Source organism: Streptomyces sp. NPDC059371, assembly GCF_042751995.1.
In the GTDB taxonomy this organism is placed as follows: domain Bacteria; phylum Actinomycetota; class Actinomycetes; order Streptomycetales; family Streptomycetaceae; genus Streptomyces.
In genome coordinates, this window is the sequence record NZ_JBHYXD010000008.1 from 32,199 (window position 1) to 48,586 (window position 16,388).

Here is a 16,388-nt window from a genome sequence, read left to right on the forward strand (position 1 = left end):
CAGTCGACGAGACTGCCCCGCCGTGTCGTGTGTGTCTGCCAGGCACCCTTCAACATCTATGAGGGCTGCGTCCTCTTGGCTGTGCCAGAGGCAACGGGCTGCGCTGCGTACGCGCCACGTTGAGGGGGTACTCCGCGGGAGCCAGAAACGGAGCAGGATGGATGAATCCCATGCGGGCATAGGCAGTGGACGGCCTGGCTCTGCCCTGCCGCTCGGGGCCTCGCTCGCCGTGGGCGGCGAGAGCTCCTGCATCGGCCAGGCCCGCCGACTCGCAGTCGTCTTGCCGGCGAAGGTGAGAAACCGCTGCGGTATCCCAGTAGCGACCGCCACGGTCGATTTACTCGGCTCGACCCCCTTTCGTGCAACCGCCCTCCCGATCCTCGCCACCGTCGATACGATCACCACACGCGAGCGGGGGCTCGTGACCGAGGGGGCGGTGGGGGATGAACGGTGACAGCATCGTTGTGCGCAGGGGGACTTGGCCTTGGCGGATCGCCGCGTTAGCCACGGTCGCGGGAGTGGTGCTCGGCGGCTGCAGTTCAGGGGACGACGGCAAAGCGGCCGGGCCCAGCTCTTCGGCCCCTTCGAAATCCGCGGCCGCGTCCGGCTCTCCCGCGGCCGCCGCGTCCGCGTCCTCCTCAGGTGGTGACGCGTCGTCCAAGACACCGTTCCAGGCTGACCCCGCCAAGGTGCCCAGGACGAAGAGCCGGGCCGAGGCGCTGGCGGCGGCCGTCGCGCTGAAACCGCCCGAGTGGGGCGCGGAATTCCGGGCGCAGCGGCCGGCCGTGAGTGCCCCGCACACCGCCGCCGTGCTGGACGAGCAGTGCCGATGGGAACGGCGTGCGTTGCCCCAGGGCGTCCTGGCTTCCCTGTCCCGCTACAGCGAGATCCCCGCCGCCGGCGGCAAGGGTGAGCTCAAGGTGAGCGCGGCGGTCACCGTGCACACCACCGTGCGCGAGGCCGACGAGCGGCTGGCCACCACGCTGGAGGAGCCGTTGCGCTGCCGACAGCAGCAGGTCCGTACCGACGAGCGGATCGTCAAATTGATCTCGACCGCCACTCCTTACGGCCAGGGGAGCAACACCTACTCCGACGACCAGGTCGTGGAGATGGGCAAGTATCTCGCCGGAAGCGGCGAGCAGACCTACTACTGGTACGTCACGCGGCTCGGCACGGTGACTCTGACGGTGTCGGTGAAGGGCGCCAAGGGCTACTCGGACAACGAGTTGGGAACGTACGGGTCGCGCGCCACCGTCGCGATGCTGAACCGCGTGGAGTTCGAGCTCGGAGGAGAGAGCTGATGGAGCCGCTGCGTTCGTCGGATCCCGCGCGTATCGCGGACCATCGCCTGCTCCGGCGGCTCGGTGCCGGAGGCATGGGCGTGGTGTACCTGGCGCGCACCCCGGGCGGCGCGCTGGTGGCGCTGAAGGTGCTGCTCGCCGAGTACGCCGAGGAGCCGGGCTTCAAGGAGCGGTTCCGTCGCGAGGTCGAGGTCGCCCGGCGGGTCGACAGCCCCTGTGTGGTGCCGCTGGTGGACGCCGACCCGGACGCCGAAGCTCCTTGGCTGGCGACGGCGTTCGTGCCCGGACCGTCGCTGGCCGAGGCCGTGACCGCGTACGGGCCGCTGTCCGAGCGCGGTCTGCGGCTGCTCGGCGCCCGCCTGGCCGAGGCACTGGGCGAGGTGCACCGGGCCGGGCTGGTCCACCGGGACCTGAAGCCGGGCAATGTGCTGATCGCCCATGACGGGCCGCGGCTCATCGACTTCGGCATCGCCCGCGCGCCGGAGGACCGGACGCTCACGGCGACAGGGATGGTGGTCGGCACCCCCGGCTATCTGTCTCCCGAGCAGGCCGAGGGGCGGGGCGGGGACGGCATCGGCCCGGCGAGCGACGTGTTCTCCCTCGGCTGTGTCCTGGCGTTCGCGGCGACCGGCCGGGCACCGTTCGGCAGCGGGGCGGTCGACGCCCTGCTGTACCGGGCCGTCCACGACCCGGCGGACCTCGAAGGGGTGCCGGAGGGGCTGCTGGATGTGGTGGGCCGCTGCCTGGAGAAGGATCCTGCCCGGCGGCCGGATGCCGGTGAGCTGGTGCGGGAGCTGACTGCCGACGGCGCTGCCCGGGACGAAGGGGCGTCCAGCGCCGCACCCGGGGGCGCGGAGGCGTCCGAGGTCGCGCCGCAGGACGAGGAGACGACCGAGACCCTACCGGGCCACGAAGCAGCGTCCGAGATCACGCCGCAGGACGAGGCGACGTCCGAGACCGTACCGGGCCACGAAGAAGCTTCCGAGGTCACAGCACGGGACGAAGAGGCGTCCAAGGCGACATCGCGGGACGACGAACCGGCCGGGTGGCTGCCCGAGGCGGTTTCCCGGCTGATCGCCGAGCGCTCGGCCGCCGCGCTCGCGCTGCCGGACATCGAGCACACGCTGGCGCCGTCCGGCACACCGTCCGACGCCGACGCGGCGGAGCCCGACACGCGCGAGACGTCAGGGGCGGCGGAACCGCAGAGCTCCCACGCGGCCGGCCGGCGTCGCTTCCTGCTGCTCGCCGGCGGGGCCGTGGCCCTCGCGGCGGGCGGAGGCGGGCTCTGGTGGACGGTCGACCGCGGCGACGACGGCTCGGGAGCCGAAAGCCCTGCCGCCGCGTCCTCGCGCCGGCCGACGCACACCATCGCGCTGCACGGCGATCTCAGCGGCCCGCAGCGGGCGACGGGCCGGGCCCAGGAACGCGGACTGCGGCTCGCGGCCGCGGAGTTCAACGCGCGCGACGACGCCCCGTTCACCGTGAAGGTCAAGGCCGTCGACGACGGGGGCGATCCGCGGGCCTCGGCGCGGGTCGCCGCGCAGCTCACCGACGATCCGGCGGTCCTCGCCGTGGTCGGCCCGACCACCGACGAGACCGGGCAGACGGCGCTCGCGACGTACGACGCCGGGCTGCTGCCGGTCGTCGGGGTGTCCCCCGGCACGACCGCCCTGTCCATCCAGGGGTTCCGTTCGTTCCTGCACGCACGGCTGCCCGACGCCGTTCTGCCCATCTACGTGAGCGCCTACCTGCGGGGCACCGCGCGATCGCGCAAGGTCGGCATCGTCGTCGACCGGCCGGCCGGCACTTACGGGACGAATCTGGCCAGTTCCCTCAGCAACGCGCTCGGCAGCATCCCGTATCCGTCCGTGCCGGAAGTGGTCAGCGCGATGCGCCGCGACTTCGGCGGCGCGGTGGACGCGGTGGTGTCCGCCGGTGCCGACTCCGTGTTCTTCGCCGGTCTGCCCGACCGGGCCGCGCTGATCGCCGCGACCCTGCGGGAACGCGCCTTCACGGGGGCGCGGGTCTCCGGCCCGGCGCTGCTGGACGAGAAGTTCCTGACGTGGGCTCAGGAGAGTGCCGAGGGCTGGGTGATGGTGGCGCCGGTCATCGACGCGACCCGCAAACCCGAGGCGCGCGCGTTCGCCGCCGCCTACCGCGAGCGCTTCAAGGAGGCGCCGCCCCGGTACGCGGCGGAGGCCTACGACGTGACCGGGATGCTGCTCAAGGCCCTGGCCGCGCTGCCGTCGAAGAGCCGCACCCGGCAGAACCTGCTCACGGCCGTGCGGGCCGGAAAGTACCAGGGCATCACCAAGACGTTCGCCTTCGACAAGATCGGCATGATGGTGATCGACGGCACCGGCGGCTTCCTCTGGCGAGTGGACCAGGGCCGCTTCGTGTACGACGGTCCCGCGCCCCTCACCGCCTGATGGAGCCGCTGCGGGTTGGCGACCCGTCCCGGATCGGCCGCTACCGTCTGCTGCGGCGGCTCGGCGCCGGCGGTATGGGCGTGGTCTTCCTGGCCCGTGCGCCGGGCGGCGCGATCACGGCGGTGAAGACGGTCCGGCCGTCGTACGCCGACGAGAGCGGATTCCGGGCTCGATTCCGCCGTGAGATCGAGGCCGCCCGGCAGGTCGGCAGCCCCTGGGTGGTCCCGCTGCTGGACGCGGACGCCGACGCGGAGACACCGTGGCTGGCGACCTCGTACGTGCCGGGGCCCTCGCTCGCCGAGGCGGTGGAGGACTTCGGACCGCTGTCGGTCGCTTCCGTACGGGTGCTGGGCGCACGGCTCGCCGATGCGCTCGAGGCGGTGCACGCGGCCGGTCTCGTACACCGCGACGTGAAGCCGGGGAACGTGCTGCTGGCGCCGGACGGGCCACGGCTCATCGACTTCGGCATCGCCCGCGCGCCGGACGCCACCGCGCTCACCTCCAGCGGCGTGATCGTCGGCTCGCCGGGCTTCCTGTCGCCCGAGCAGGCGCGGGCGCGGGGCGGCGAGATCGGCCCGCCCACCGACGTGTTCTCGCTGGGGTGCGTGCTGGCGTTCGCCGCGACCGGGGTGCGCCCTTTCGGCGGCGGCGGGGCGGCGGGGGTGCTGTTGCGCACGATCTACGAGGAGCCCGATCCGGCGGCGCTGCCGGACGGTCTGGCACCTCTGCTGAGGGCCTGTCTGCACAAGGATCCGGCCGACCGGCCGAGCCTCGCGCACCTTCGGGCGACCCTCGGGGAGGAAACGACCGCCGGCTCCGCCGAACCGTCCGACTGGCTGCCCGCGTCGGTCACCCGGCTGATCAACGACCGGTCCGCCGCCGTGCTCGGCATCGGAGCGATCGAGCCGACCCAGCTGTCCGCGGCCACCTCTGACACGGCGTCGCCCGGGGCCGCGACGCTCACGGCCGTCACCGCCGCCCGCCCCACCCCGCGCGGGCTCGGCCGCCGCGGCTTCCTGCGCCTCGGCTCGACAGCGGGACTCCTCGCGGCGGGCGGTGGCGGGGCCTGGTGGTGGAGCACACGGGCGAAGCCGGGAACGTCCACGGCGTCCGATACCGGCCGTCCACGCCCAGAACTGGTCGTGGCTTTCCACGGCGATCTGACCGGCGCCCACAAGGAGACCGGGAAGGCCCAGCTCAACGGCGCCCGGCTGGCCGTCGAACAGCTCAACGCGCGGAGCCACCGTACGTTCCGGCTGAAGCTGCGGTCGTACGACGACGGAGGTGACGCCGGGCGGGCCGACGAGCTGGCTGCCCGGCTGGCGAGGGACGCGAAGGTGCTCGGCGTGCTGGGCCCCACCACGGACGCCTGCTTCCGGGCCAGCGAGAAGACGTACACCCAAGCGGTGATGCCCGTCGTGTCCGTCTCGGTGGGCGTCGACACGCGGAGTTCGACATTCGACACGAACATCTTCCACTGCCATGCGGCACTTCACGTCACGTACGAACTTCTCGCCGCCCCCTGCACCCGCTATCTCAGCAACCACCTCGACGCCCGTCATGTGTTCCTCGTGGACGACCGGGCTCAGGACGACTTCGCCTGGACCGTATGCGACCAGGCCGAGCAGACGCTGCGGCAGAGCGGCCGCGACGTCACGGTGAGCCGTGTGGGCGCCGGGAGGATCGACTACGCGTCGCTCGCCGCCGAGGTGAAGGCCGCCCGCGCCGACTCGGTCGTCTTCACCGGAGACGCGGCCCGGGCCGCCGGATTCGCGTCGGCGCTGACCGCAGCCCGGTTCACCGGCGCCCGGGTGGCGACGGAGCGCGCCCTCGACCCACGGTTCCTCGCGTCGGCCGGCGCCGCCGCGACGGGCTGGGTCTTCGCCGCGTCCTTCACGGACCCGACGGCCCGCGCCTCCGGCCGCGCGTTCACGGCGGCCTACCGCGCCCGCTACGGCACCCACCCCGGCTGGTACGCGGCGGAGGCCTACGACGCGGCGATGTTCCTGGCCAGAGCCTGCGACAAGGACGGCGCCACGCTGACGGAACGGGGCGCGATCGCCCGCCGGATGACCGCGATCTCCTATTCCGGCATCACCCGCAAGGTCAAGTACGAGGCGGGGTTCGGCTACAGCCACGACGGGATGTTCGAGTTCAAGGTCGTCGACGGAGCGTTCCGGTACTTGGGGAACTACATGGACGCCGCGGTGTCGTGAAGCGGGACGGCCGTGAGGCCGGTGGGCGGCACACGGGGCCGGGATGCCTGCGGGGAGGCCACGCCACTCCCTTGCTGGGGCGTGGCCTCCCGTTCCTTGCTTTCGCACCGCGTCGACGCGACGCGCGTGCGGGTGTGTTCATTTCATGACCCCCTCAAACCAGGGTCGAAGTCGTAGCCGAACAGACCACCCCGTCCGCCTGCGAACAGGGTCCGGCCGTCCGGGCTCCACGCGCAGCACCGCAGAGGACTGTCCGCGCGCATCTGGGTCACCACCGTCGCGGTGGCAGGGTCCCAGACCTGTATCTTTCCGTCCTCGCCGACCGACGCCAACCGCGGGCCGCTGAACGCCACCGAGTTGACGGAGCCTTCGTGCCCGGTGAGTGTGTGCTGCACAGCGCCCGACATCGGGTTCCACTGGCGTACGGTTCCGTCGTCACCCGCGGTTGCGACCAGGTTCCCGTCCGCGCTGAAGGCCACCGCCCGCACGGTCTGCGCCCCGTCATGACGTAGTACATGCCCCATGGTGCTCGTGCCCAATTCCCAGAGGTGGACGGCACCCTGGTCGCCGACGACCGCAAGTGTGCTCCGGTCCGCGTTGAAGGCCAGCAGACGCACTCCTCGCGGGGCACTCGTCAGGGTGTTCCGGACCCGGCCGTCGGCCACGTCCCAGAGGTACAGCTTCCCGATGCCGTCCGCCGTGGCGAGCATGCCGCCGTCGGCGCTGAACGCCGCGGCCCGGACACCCCGGATGCCGTCGTTGCCGAAAGCCGGGACGGTCATGCCCGATTCCGGGTCCCAGACCCACATCTGACCGTCTTCCCCGACGGTGACGAGCAGCGTCCCGTCCGGCTTGAAGGCCACGGTTCGAACACCTCTGATGTATTCAGTGAGGATGCGCAGGGGTCTTCCGGTGGACGAGTCCCAGATCCGTACACACCCGTCGTCATCGGCCGTGGCGAGCCGCGGGCCCGCCGCGACGGCCAACTCCCGTATGCCCACTGCACTGCCCGAGGGGATATTGGTCGCCGGGTCGCGAAGCCGTACGGCCCGATCTTGCCCGGCGATGGCGAGCAGAGTCCCATCGGGGCTGAACGCCAGGGTGTTCACGCCGCCTTCGTGACCGGTCAGGGTCCGTAGGACGGCACCGGTCATCGGATTCCACATCCGTACAGCTCTGTCATACCCCGCCGTGGCCAGCAGCGCTCCATCGGGGCTGAAGGCCACCACATTCACATACCCCTCGTGGGCTGGAAGGGTCTGCATCGCCGCGCCGGTGACCGGATTCCAGAGCCGTACGCGCCGGTCCTCACCCGCGGTCGCCAGGATCCCCCCGTCGGGGCTGAAGGCCACCGACCTTCCGCCGATCTGATCGCTGAGAGAGCGCACTACGGTTCCCGTGACCGCGTCCCAGATACGTACACACCCGTCATCGTCGGCGGTGGCGACCAGCGTTCCATCCGGGTGGAAGGCCACGGCCCGGATACCCCCGACGCGGTCGGTCAGGCGACGTACCGCGTCTCCTGTCGCCGGATCCCATGCTCGTACACAGCCGTCCTCGGCAACGCCGGTGAGCAATCTGCCATCGGGACTGTAGGCCACCGCGTTCGCATGGCCTTCATGACCTTTCAGTGTCTGCAGGGCCGCGCCGGTGGCAGAATTCCAGACCCGTACGCGGCTGTCGTCGGCCGTGGCGAGGAGCGCGCCGTCGGGGCTGAAGGCCACCGCTCTGATCCTGCCTTCGTGCCCGGTGAGAGTGCGTAGGGCCACGCCGGTCACCGGGTTCCACAACCGTACGCACTGGTCGTCACCGACGGTGGCCAGCATCGTCCCGTCAGGGCTGAAAGCAACCGCCCGCACTTCGCCGCTGCTTCCGGTGAGGGAACGCAGCAGAGATCGATCGGGCAGGTCAGGGGGGCGCCAGCGGTTGGTCAGGGCGGGGTGTGCGGCGGCGGGCGGCCGGACGTTGACGAGTGTCAGGGCGGCCAGCCGGCTGCGCAGTACCGAGTCGAGGGCGTGTGGCGGGTCCGTGGGCGAGAGGAGATGGGCGGCACGGGCCAGGTCCCCGGCCAGCGCCCGGGCCGTCGGACTGGCAATACGGTCGAGGTCGCGCCAGGGTGCTGTGGGGCCACGTCGGCGAAGCCTGGTGTGTATCCACCGCGCATCGCCGGCCACCGACTCGGCTTCCGCCGTGCGGCCAGCGTCCAGCAGGTGCTCGACCAAGTGGTCCTGCAAGTAGCCGTCGGTCGTCCGCCACCACGCCGGCCGCGGAGCGCTGCCGTTGGTCGGCGGCAGCTCCGCCGCGACCGCGTCGAGCAGTGCCGAGTTCACCTGGGCCACAGCGGCCCCCAGTTCGACACGCAGGTAGTCGCGAACGACATCGTGCAGGGCGATGGCGCCACCGCTGACGGAACGGTCGATGGTCAGCAGCGACAGATCGGCCATCTGCATACGGAGCCGACGGACCGCGGGCTCGCCGATGCCGGCGGTGGCCCGCCACAGCATGGCGACCAAGGGCAACGGAACGGCCTCGTCCTCGGCGAAGATCCCGAGCTCGGCGAATCTGCGGCCACCGTGTCCCGGCAGCAGTTCGGTGGCGGCTTGAATGCTCGCCCGCACGGCGGTGTTGCGTCGGGCGGGGTCGTCCAAGTCCAGCGGCACATCGGGATCGGCACCGGTCGGCCCGAGTGCCCGCAGCCGGTCGAGGATCGCCCGCGCAGCCGTGGCGGGCTGTACACCCGTGGCGGCCTGCACCGCGATCAACTGGTTGACCAGCCGCAGCAACAAGGCCCAGCTTCCGGTCGCCTTGACCAAGTCGACCGCCAAGGGATCCGGCAGGGCAGGGGCCAGTTCATACGTCAGCACGGCTTTCGCCTGCGCGAACGACATCCGGTCGACCACAGCCCGTATCGCGTCAGGCGGCAGGACCGCGGGTCTGCGGGTCGTCACCAGTCGTACACAGCGCTCCTGAGCCCCGCGCAGGAACGGCTCCAATTGCTCCGGCTCCCAAACGTCGTCGATCACCAGGAGCGTGCGCGGCCGCTTGGCCAGCAGGCGGCCGAGATGGTCGCCCGCCCGGCCGGGGTCCTCACCGGATTCGAGGGTGTCGCCCGTGATGAAGCGCGTCGCCTCGGCCACCTTCGCGGCGATCGCCGCCCGGCCGCGGACATCGCGGCCCACGGTGACGACGTAGATGCGACCCCGGAAGGCCCGGCGGACTTTCGGATGGGCACACACCATGTGCGCCAACGTCGTCTTGCCGAAGCCGCCCGCCCCCTGCAACCCGGTCGTGATGCCGACCGGTGCACCATGCCCCCGCCTCCCGCGCCGACGGCCGAACGCCCCACCCCTTCCAGTCCGTCCACAGACCGCGGCAACGACCTCGTCCATCTCGTCCCGGTCGACGACCCAGGCGGGAATGGCGGGCGCCGGCGGAGGCGGCGGATCTCCCACCGCCCCCGCGGCACCGGGGCCGAACCCCAAGGAGACCATCAGCGCGACGATGCCCGCACCGCCACCCAGGACACTTGCGACGGGATCGGCGGCGTCCCAGCCACCGCGGAGTGCCGTCGCCAACAGCCACATCCCGGCGGCCGCACTCGAAGCAACCATGGCCTGTCCGAGCCGCCGACCCCCGTCTGTCATGACAAATGATCCTCGCCGCCGCGCACACCCCCGGCCAGCGACTTGGCGCGCCTGACACCGAACCGGAACAATGGGGCACAAGTGCCCGAGATGAGTCAGTCATCCGTGACATCCGACGGCGCCCCAGTCCGTTCGTCCCCGGTTCCGCTGCGGGCCGACCACGGCTGCCCGAACGCGTCGGACAACGCCTAGGGACGGTCCGCGTCCAGGGCCATGCGAACCGCGGCCAGGATGGTCTCCGTGTCGGCGCCCAGGGCGCGGGCGGCGGAGGTGAAGTCGCGGGCGAGGGTGGTGAGTTGGGAGGCGTGCGGGCGGGTCGGGCCGTACGGGGGTGCCGCGACCCGGGAGCCCGCTCCGCGGCGGGTGCGGATGAGCTCGGCGGCCTCCAGTTCGCGGTAGGCGCGGGCCACGGTGCCGGGTGCGAGGCCGAGGTCCGTGGCCAACTGGCGCACAGTAGGCAGCCGGTCGCCCTCGACCAGCCGTCCGGTGAGAATCAGCGCGCCGAGCTGGGCGCGGATCTGCGCGTACGGCGGCACCTGACTCGTCGTGTCGACGCGGACGGCGAGCTCATTCATTGCCGGACAACTCCTCCGCCGTATTGTCGCCGACGGCTCGGGGTGCCACCAAGGTGACCAGGGACCAGACGAGGGTGAACAGGTTCAGCAGGGCCAGAGGGTAGAACACCCAGAAGGTGAGTGCGCCCATCGCACCGGCGCAGCCCGTGTCCGTCAGCGAGACGGAGACCATGAGTACGGCGTACAACTGCTGGCTCGACACCAACAGCCCCCAGGCCCCGGTCACCGCCCACGCGCGGTCGCGACGCTGCTGGTCCCCACCCGGCCCGTCGGCGATCCGGCGCAGGGCCCACACGCAGGTCGGAGTGGCTATGGCGAGCGCGCCGAACATGGGGAGGCTGTAGTAGAGGCCGGGCCAGGGGCCCAGCGAGGTCCGCATCCCGTTGCAGGTGACGGCGACGACCTTCCCCGTACTGAAGACGCGGTCGGGGTCGACGGAGGCGGTGGCGGCCGTGATCGTCAGCAGCACGGCGAGCGAGACCCCCTGAAGGGCGATCAGGGGGCCCATGCGCGGAGGCACGTGGTCTCTGACCAGGCGCGGGGCGAGACTCGCGGTGCGCACCACGTCCTGCGGGACCAGAGTCAGCGCGTCGGCGAGAAGGACACCCGCCACCGCACACAGGCCGAAGGCCGTGATGCAGAACACGACGCGCTGCTCGAACTCCACATGCTGCCCCACTGTGGACATCGCCTGTGCGGCGATGATGCCGATGGCCAGGCCTGACCAGCGCGCGTAGTAGTCGGCATGCTCGAGGAAGCGGCGCTGGAGCGGGGCGGCGTCGAGCATGGAGAGGTCCCCTCGGGTCATCTTGTATCAAGCTGCTAGTACAAGATGCCGTAGGCGGAATCTTGTGTCAAACATTCGATACAAGATGACGCACAGGGAGACGGATTCCGGCGTGCGGGGGTTCCTTGTCACCTGCGATCGACTTCATCAGGGCCGGGATCCGGCCTCGACTTCATCAGGACCCGGGATCCGGCCTCCTCCCCCAACGCGCCCACGGGCCCCACCACTTGGGCGGCAGTGGGTCGGCCGGCCCCGATGTCGGCTGATCGGGGTGGAGTCCGAGCCCTCGCAGGACGTCCGCGCGAACACGGACGACGATCGTGCCGTGCCAGTGCCCGTCGGCCCGCACGCCGCACATATGGTCGATCAGAACGTCGTGTTCGGCGAAGGGGTACCAGTCGATCCCCCGGTCACGCAGTCAAACCGCGATGAGCCGACCGGGTCGCGGGCGGCCAGGGACGTTCTCGAAACGGAAGAGAGTCACCCAGTCGGAAGTGTGTCTGCCCATGGTCGCCATCATGCCGCAGCACGAACAACTGCCGCCTGTACAAATACCGGCACCCCGGCTCGATGCCTGCGCCGAACACCCTCGACGATTGCGCTGAACGCTCTCGACGATTGCGCCGAACACCGGGCAGAGCGCGGGTACGGGCCCGACGGCCCCTACCCGCGCTCGCGGAACAACTCACGGGGACCGACGGCCCACCGTACGGATGACCTGCGGTCGGCGCGTGTCTACGCCGACAGGTCCCACACCGCGTAGGCCAACGCGTCGGCGTGCCGGTTCAGCGCCGTGTCGTTGATGTTCGACGACGTGTCGCACGAGGAGTGGTAGCAGGCGTCGAAGGCCTTGCCCGCGGTGCCACCCCACTTGGCGGCCTGGGCGGACGTCTTGATGTAGTCGGCGCCGCTGAACAGGCCACCGACAGGGATGCCCGCGTTCTTGAAGGGCGCGTGGTCCGAGCGTCCGTCGCCCTCGGTCTCGATCTCCGTGGAGACGCCGATCCCGGTGAAGTACGTCTTGAAGGTCTTCTCGATGGCCGGGTCGTCGTCGTAGACGAAGTACCCCGGGTTCGGCGAGCCGATCATGTCGAAGTTCAGGTAGCCGCTGATCTTCGAACGGTTCGCGGTGGTGAGGCTGTTCACGTAGTAGCGCGAGCCCACCATGCCCAGCTCCTCCGCGCCCCACCAGGCGAACCGGAGGTGCTTCGTGGGCTGGTAGTTGGACCGGGCCACGGCGAGTGCCGTCTCCAGCACGGCCGCCGAACCGGAGCCGTTGTCGTTGATGCCGGGCCCAGCGGTCACACTGTCCAAGTGGGAGCCGGCCATGACGACTTGGCCGGTGTCGCCGCCCGGCCAGTCGGCGATCAGGTTGTAGCCGGTGCGGCCGCCCGAGGTGAACTGCTGGACGGTCGTGGTGAACCCGGCCGCGTCCAGCTTGGCCTTCACGTAGTCGAGGGACGCCTTGTAGCCGGTGCGGCCGTGCGCGCGGTTGCCGCCGTTGGCGGTGGCTATGGACTGGAGCTGGGTGAGGTGGGCCTTGACGTTGGCCACGGGGATGTCCGGTGCGGCGGCTGCCACGGGGGCGGGGGCCGCCCCGGCTGTGGAACCGCCGGTGAGCAGCGCGGCGGCCGCGACGACAGCGGTCGCCGAGGCACGCCCAGGAATGGAGAGCTTCATGTGGGGGGCTCCGAATTCCAGGGAATCCGGGCGGAGTTCCCACGAGGGGGCGTGGGGTGTCCGGGGATTCCACGGTGAATGGGGTGCCTGGATGGTGAAGGTGGGACTGACTGACCGTCAAGAGCAGTATCCGGTCACGGCCGTTCATATTCCGGACAGCCCGGCCTCCGCGCGCCGAGCCCTGTCCGACACGAGGGCGGAGCGCACCCGGATTCCTGCCTTCGGACCGACTTCGTAGACCTTCGGTCCCGCCTCGCGAATCTTCGGTCCGGCCTCGTAGTCCATCGGTCCGGCCTCGTATTCCTTCGGTCCGGCCTCGCAGTCCTTCGGTCCGGCCTCGCAGACCTTTGGACCGACTTCGTAGACCTTCGGACCGGGTTCGTAGGCCTTCGGCGGACGGCGGGAGCGTCGACGGCTTCCGAGACTGGTTCCGAGGCGAAGGACGCCGGTGCGGGGAGTCGGGAGGCGCGATGCAGGGGACGCCGGGAATCAGCCGGGCACGGTTTCTGGGAATGGCCGCGGCGGTCGGCGGCGCGGTGGCGCTGCCCGTCGGGGCGGCGGGGCAGGCACCGGCCTCGGACGAGCGGGTGACGCACGGCCGACGCGGGCTGAGCTACCGGGGCGTGGTGTACGAGGTCGGCGCCGGGGAGACGCCCGCGACGGCGTGGAACGTCCACGACATGCGCGGGGACCTTCGGGCCATCTCCCGTGATCTGCACGCCAATTCCGTCAAGGTCACCGGGGACGGTGTCGAACGGCTCACCGCGACCGCGGCCGAGGCGGCGGAGCGCGGACTGAATGTCTGGCTCGAACCGGCGCTCGGGGACGTGCCCGAGCGGGAGATCCTGGAGCATCTCGCGGAGACCGGCCGGCATGCCGAACGACTGCGCCGGCAGGGTGCCGGGGTGCATCTGAGCGTCGGTTGCGAGTTCGTGCTGTACGTCCCCGGCATCGTGCCCGGCGCGGACATCCGGGAGCGCGTCGAGAACCTGCTCAAGGGCGACTTCGACCCGGTCCTGACGGCCCGGCGACTGCGCCGGTTCACCGCGAAGGCCGCGAAGGTGGGCCGGTCCGTCTTCCATGGACGTCTGACGTACTCCGCCGCCCAGGACGAGGACGTCGACTGGGGGCTCTTCGACCTCGTGGGCATCGACTACTACTCGTACTTCCGACGGCCCTCGGACTACCTTCGCGATCTCGCCCCCTACCGACGCTTCGGGAAGCCGGTCGCCGTCATGGAGTTCGGCTGCTGCACCTTCGAGGGCGCGCCCGAGCGGGGCGGCATGGGCTGGGACGTCGTCGACTACACGAAGGAACCTCCGGAGATCAAGGCCGGTCTCGTACGCGGCGAGCATGCTCAGGCCGCGTATCTGACGGACGTGCTGGCGGCGTTCGAGGCGATGGGGCTGTACTCGGCGATGGCGTACACCTTCGTCAGCCGCGACGCACCGCACCGCCCCCATGACCCGCGCCACGACCTCGACATGGCGAGCTACAGCATCGTGAAGACGATCGAGGACCGTCCCGGCGACCCGGCTTCCGGCGTTCATTGGGAACCGAAGGAGGCCTTCCACGCACTGGCCCGCCAGTACGGGCGCGCCCGCCGCGGCTGATGCCCGGCGATCGTGTCGTACCGTCACCCGAGGCGGTTCGGGCGAACGGCGGGGCCACGGGAGTTGACCTCGGAGAGGGTCACGGAGCGTTCCGTCAGTACCGCCAGGCGAAGGAGGCACTCTCCCGGATGTCGCCCGGGCAGACGATGTCGGCGACCCGGTACGCGAAGCGCCGGTAGGCGGCCTCCTGCTCGGTGGTCAGCACCCGCGCGGCCGGTTCGCCGGCGTCCGCCCGCGCGGCCGGTGCGAGCAGCGGCCGCAGCAGTGCCAGATCCTCCGGCGCCGGCTCGGGACGGAGTGTGTCCAGCAGAATCCGCAGGTTGCCGCAGAGGCTCAAGGCGGTGGACGGGCCGAGCGGGTACGGGTGGAGTGCGGCGATCCGGTACAGCAGCGCGGCCCCGCGCAGCCGCCCGGCCAGAGCCTGCGTCAGGCGGTCCAGGACGGCCGCGAGCGTGTCCAGGTCGCGCTCCGCGATCTCCACCAGGTGCACGGGTATGTGTTCGCGTCCGTCGGGTCCCCACAGGCCGCTGCCCCGGGCGACCCGGTCGCGCTCTTCCTCGGCCTGCCGAACCACGCGGTCGACCACCGGTTCCGCCGGGTCCGTGGGTTCTTCGGGTTCGGTGAACTCGACGGGCTCGGGGACGTGGTTACGCAGCGCTTCGGGGAGCGTGGCACACACCGCCTCCCACGCCGCCAGGGCCGCCACCGGGTCGACGCCGTCCGGCAGTTGCGTCGGCTGCTCCTCGGCCGCGGCAGCGAGGGGGGCCAGGAGCATGGTCTGCGCCCGGTGGAAGTGCCAGAGCCACGCGGGGTCGCCCGGTACGAGCCGTTCGCAGCGCACGTCCACCGTGCCGGGGGTGTCTTCGCCGAGTGTCACAGGATCCTCCGAAGGACGGTTTCAGGGCAGCGCGGACGGGCGTGCGGACGGGCCTGCCCGACGAGTCCTCATCATATCGTCACACTGACGATATGGGGAAGGTTCCCTGGATTTCCGTGACTCCGGTCCACGCCCGCCCCGCGCCACAGCGTCCGAGCCGCTTGCCCCTTGCCCCTTGCAGGTCTGTCCGCGTCACACCGCGCATTTCGCTATACCCGCATCAAAAGGGGATCTGGGCTATAGGTTCATGCCCCGACCGCGTATCACCGGCATTGTCCGGTACGTCGGCAGGCAGGCAGGCAGGCAGGCAGGCAGGCAGGCAGTTGAAGCATGAGACAACGGGGGATATCGGTGCGTGCACGAGGGTTATGGATCGGCCTTGCCGTGGTCGTGGCCACCACGGCGACCGGATGCGCGGCGGAAACGACGCCTGATACGCAGGGGAGCACCGCCTCAACAGTGCCTTCGGCTCCGGGTGCGGACGGAACTGCCGGCTCGTCAAGCCCGACCCGGCAGGAACAAGCCGCACGCGCCGTCGAGCAGGCCATGGTCAGCCGCTCCGTCACCGCCTTCGACATCAACGCGCGCAATCTGAGCGACCCCGCTCAATTCCATGGCCAAGGTCGTATCGACATGTCCTCCGGCGGTACGAAGGCCGCCGCGACCCATGTCCTTTACGAGCCGGGCGAAGACCCGTGGTTTCCCCCGGACGTCGTGGTGATCGGCAACCACGCCTGGGTGACCCCGGACAACTCCCCCAACACCGACACGGTCACGTACGGGCCGACCTCCTACGTCGGCGATGCCGGCGCCGCGACGGACAACCTCGACGTCGGCAACGCCCTGCAGACTCGCTGGCTGGCATCGCCGGAGCATCTCGCGGCGCTGATCGCGCACGCCGATCACTACCGCGAAACCGATCACGCCGGACGGGTCCTCACCGGCCGAGTCTCCCTCGCGACCCTGGCATCCGACCCGACCGGAGCCTTCTTCTACCGCCCCTACGCCAAGGCGGGCCCGGGCAAGGAACTCAGCTTCACGATCGCCACCACCAGCAACTACCTGCCGATGTCCCTGGAGATGACCGTCCCCTTCCACCACGACGACTCGGACTATCTGTCCCAGTACTCCTCCGACCCCTTCTCCGTGAAGTACCGCGACTGGTCCAAGGGGCAACCCATCACCACACCGGCGCCGTCCCCTTCCCCCCAGTGGGGCGGCTTCCCACCGCAGGACAACGCCACGACGGCCCAACCCTCCGGCTGA

10 protein-coding genes are annotated in these 16,388 nt (G+C 70.8%); 5 read left to right on the forward strand and 5 right to left on the reverse strand.

The window, feature by feature from the left end; genetic code table 11:
* Positions 1 to 689 precede the first annotated feature (689 nt).
* The 3 genes from ACFXGX_RS07070 to ACFXGX_RS07080 are packed head-to-tail and all read left to right on the forward strand — an operon-like array spanning position 690 to position 5,946.
* Positions 690 to 1,301: a hypothetical protein gene (locus tag ACFXGX_RS07070; RefSeq protein ID WP_384785805.1), complete on the forward strand. Its 612-nt coding sequence runs from the start codon at positions 690 to 692 to the stop codon at positions 1,299 to 1,301.
* Complete coding sequence (locus tag ACFXGX_RS07075) at positions 1,301 to 3,730, forward strand: bifunctional serine/threonine-protein kinase/ABC transporter substrate-binding protein (protein WP_384785808.1); 2,430 nt, start codon at positions 1,301 to 1,303, stop codon at positions 3,728 to 3,730. The genes ACFXGX_RS07070 and ACFXGX_RS07075 overlap by 1 nt, the downstream gene beginning before the upstream one ends.
* Positions 3,730 to 5,946: a bifunctional serine/threonine-protein kinase/ABC transporter substrate-binding protein gene (locus ACFXGX_RS07080; RefSeq protein WP_384785811.1), complete on the forward strand. Its 2,217-nt coding sequence runs from the start codon at positions 3,730 to 3,732 to the stop codon at positions 5,944 to 5,946. Before ACFXGX_RS07075 ends, ACFXGX_RS07080 begins: the two co-directional genes overlap by 1 nt.
* 143 nt (positions 5,947 to 6,089) lie before the next feature.
* On the opposite strand, the gene ACFXGX_RS07085 is transcribed toward ACFXGX_RS07080, so the two are convergent.
* From ACFXGX_RS07085 to ACFXGX_RS07100, 4 genes are all read right to left on the reverse strand, one after another.
* Positions 6,090 to 9,590 carry an NB-ARC domain-containing protein gene (locus tag ACFXGX_RS07085; protein ID WP_384785814.1) on the reverse strand — a complete coding sequence of 1,167 codons (3,501 nt, stop codon included), beginning with the start codon at positions 9,588 to 9,590 and terminating at the stop codon, positions 6,090 to 6,092.
* Positions 9,591 to 9,778: 188 nt separating this feature from the next.
* Positions 9,779 to 10,165, reverse strand: coding sequence for a GntR family transcriptional regulator (locus ACFXGX_RS07090; RefSeq protein ID WP_384785818.1), 387 nt, complete (start codon positions 10,163 to 10,165; stop codon positions 9,779 to 9,781).
* Complete coding sequence (locus ACFXGX_RS07095) at positions 10,158 to 10,973, reverse strand: hypothetical protein (RefSeq protein ID WP_384785821.1); 816 nt, start codon at positions 10,971 to 10,973, stop codon at positions 10,158 to 10,160. Before ACFXGX_RS07095 ends, ACFXGX_RS07090 begins: the two co-directional genes overlap by 8 nt.
* 714 nt (positions 10,974 to 11,687) lie before the next feature.
* The gene (locus ACFXGX_RS07100; protein WP_384785824.1) at positions 11,688 to 12,632 is read right to left on the reverse strand and encodes a M28 family metallopeptidase; all 945 of its coding nucleotides are present in this window, start codon (positions 12,630 to 12,632) and stop codon (positions 11,688 to 11,690) included.
* 470 nt (positions 12,633 to 13,102) lie between these two features.
* Between ACFXGX_RS07100 and ACFXGX_RS07105 the strand changes: the two genes are divergently transcribed.
* Positions 13,103 to 14,245, forward strand: coding sequence for an abortive phage infection protein (locus ACFXGX_RS07105; protein WP_384785827.1), 1,143 nt, complete (start codon positions 13,103 to 13,105; stop codon positions 14,243 to 14,245).
* A 94-nt stretch (positions 14,246 to 14,339) separates the two neighbouring features.
* Here ACFXGX_RS07105 and ACFXGX_RS07110 read toward each other — a convergent pair whose 3' ends face one another.
* Positions 14,340 to 15,122 (reverse strand): hypothetical protein, encoded by a 783-nt coding sequence (locus tag ACFXGX_RS07110; protein WP_384785830.1) that lies wholly within the window; start codon positions 15,120 to 15,122, stop codon positions 14,340 to 14,342.
* Positions 15,123 to 15,668: 546 nt separating this feature from the next.
* Between ACFXGX_RS07110 and ACFXGX_RS07115 the strand changes: the two genes are divergently transcribed.
* The gene (locus ACFXGX_RS07115; protein WP_384785833.1) at positions 15,669 to 16,388 is read left to right on the forward strand and encodes a hypothetical protein; all 720 of its coding nucleotides are present in this window, start codon (positions 15,669 to 15,671) and stop codon (positions 16,386 to 16,388) included.

Excerpts from the sequence above, each read along its gene's own strand:
- ACFXGX_RS07075 (WP_384785808.1), top strand. The coding sequence starts at position 1,301 with ATGGAGCCGCTGCGTTCGTCGGATCCCGCGCGTATCGCGGACCATCGC.
- ACFXGX_RS07080 (WP_384785811.1), top strand. The coding sequence starts at position 3,730 with ATGGAGCCGCTGCGGGTTGGCGACCCGTCCCGGATCGGCCGCTACCGT.
- ACFXGX_RS07085 (WP_384785814.1), bottom strand. The coding sequence starts at position 9,590 with ATGACAGACGGGGGTCGGCGGCTCGGACAGGCCATGGTTGCTTCGAGT.
- ACFXGX_RS07090 (WP_384785818.1), bottom strand. The coding sequence starts at position 10,165 with ATGAATGAGCTCGCCGTCCGCGTCGACACGACGAGTCAGGTGCCGCCG.
- ACFXGX_RS07095 (WP_384785821.1), bottom strand. The coding sequence starts at position 10,973 with ATGACCCGAGGGGACCTCTCCATGCTCGACGCCGCCCCGCTCCAGCGC.
- ACFXGX_RS07100 (WP_384785824.1), bottom strand. The coding sequence starts at position 12,632 with ATGAAGCTCTCCATTCCTGGGCGTGCCTCGGCGACCGCTGTCGTCGCG.
- ACFXGX_RS07105 (WP_384785827.1), top strand. The coding sequence starts at position 13,103 with ATGCAGGGGACGCCGGGAATCAGCCGGGCACGGTTTCTGGGAATGGCC.
- ACFXGX_RS07115 (WP_384785833.1), top strand. The coding sequence starts at position 15,669 with ATGGTCAGCCGCTCCGTCACCGCCTTCGACATCAACGCGCGCAATCTG.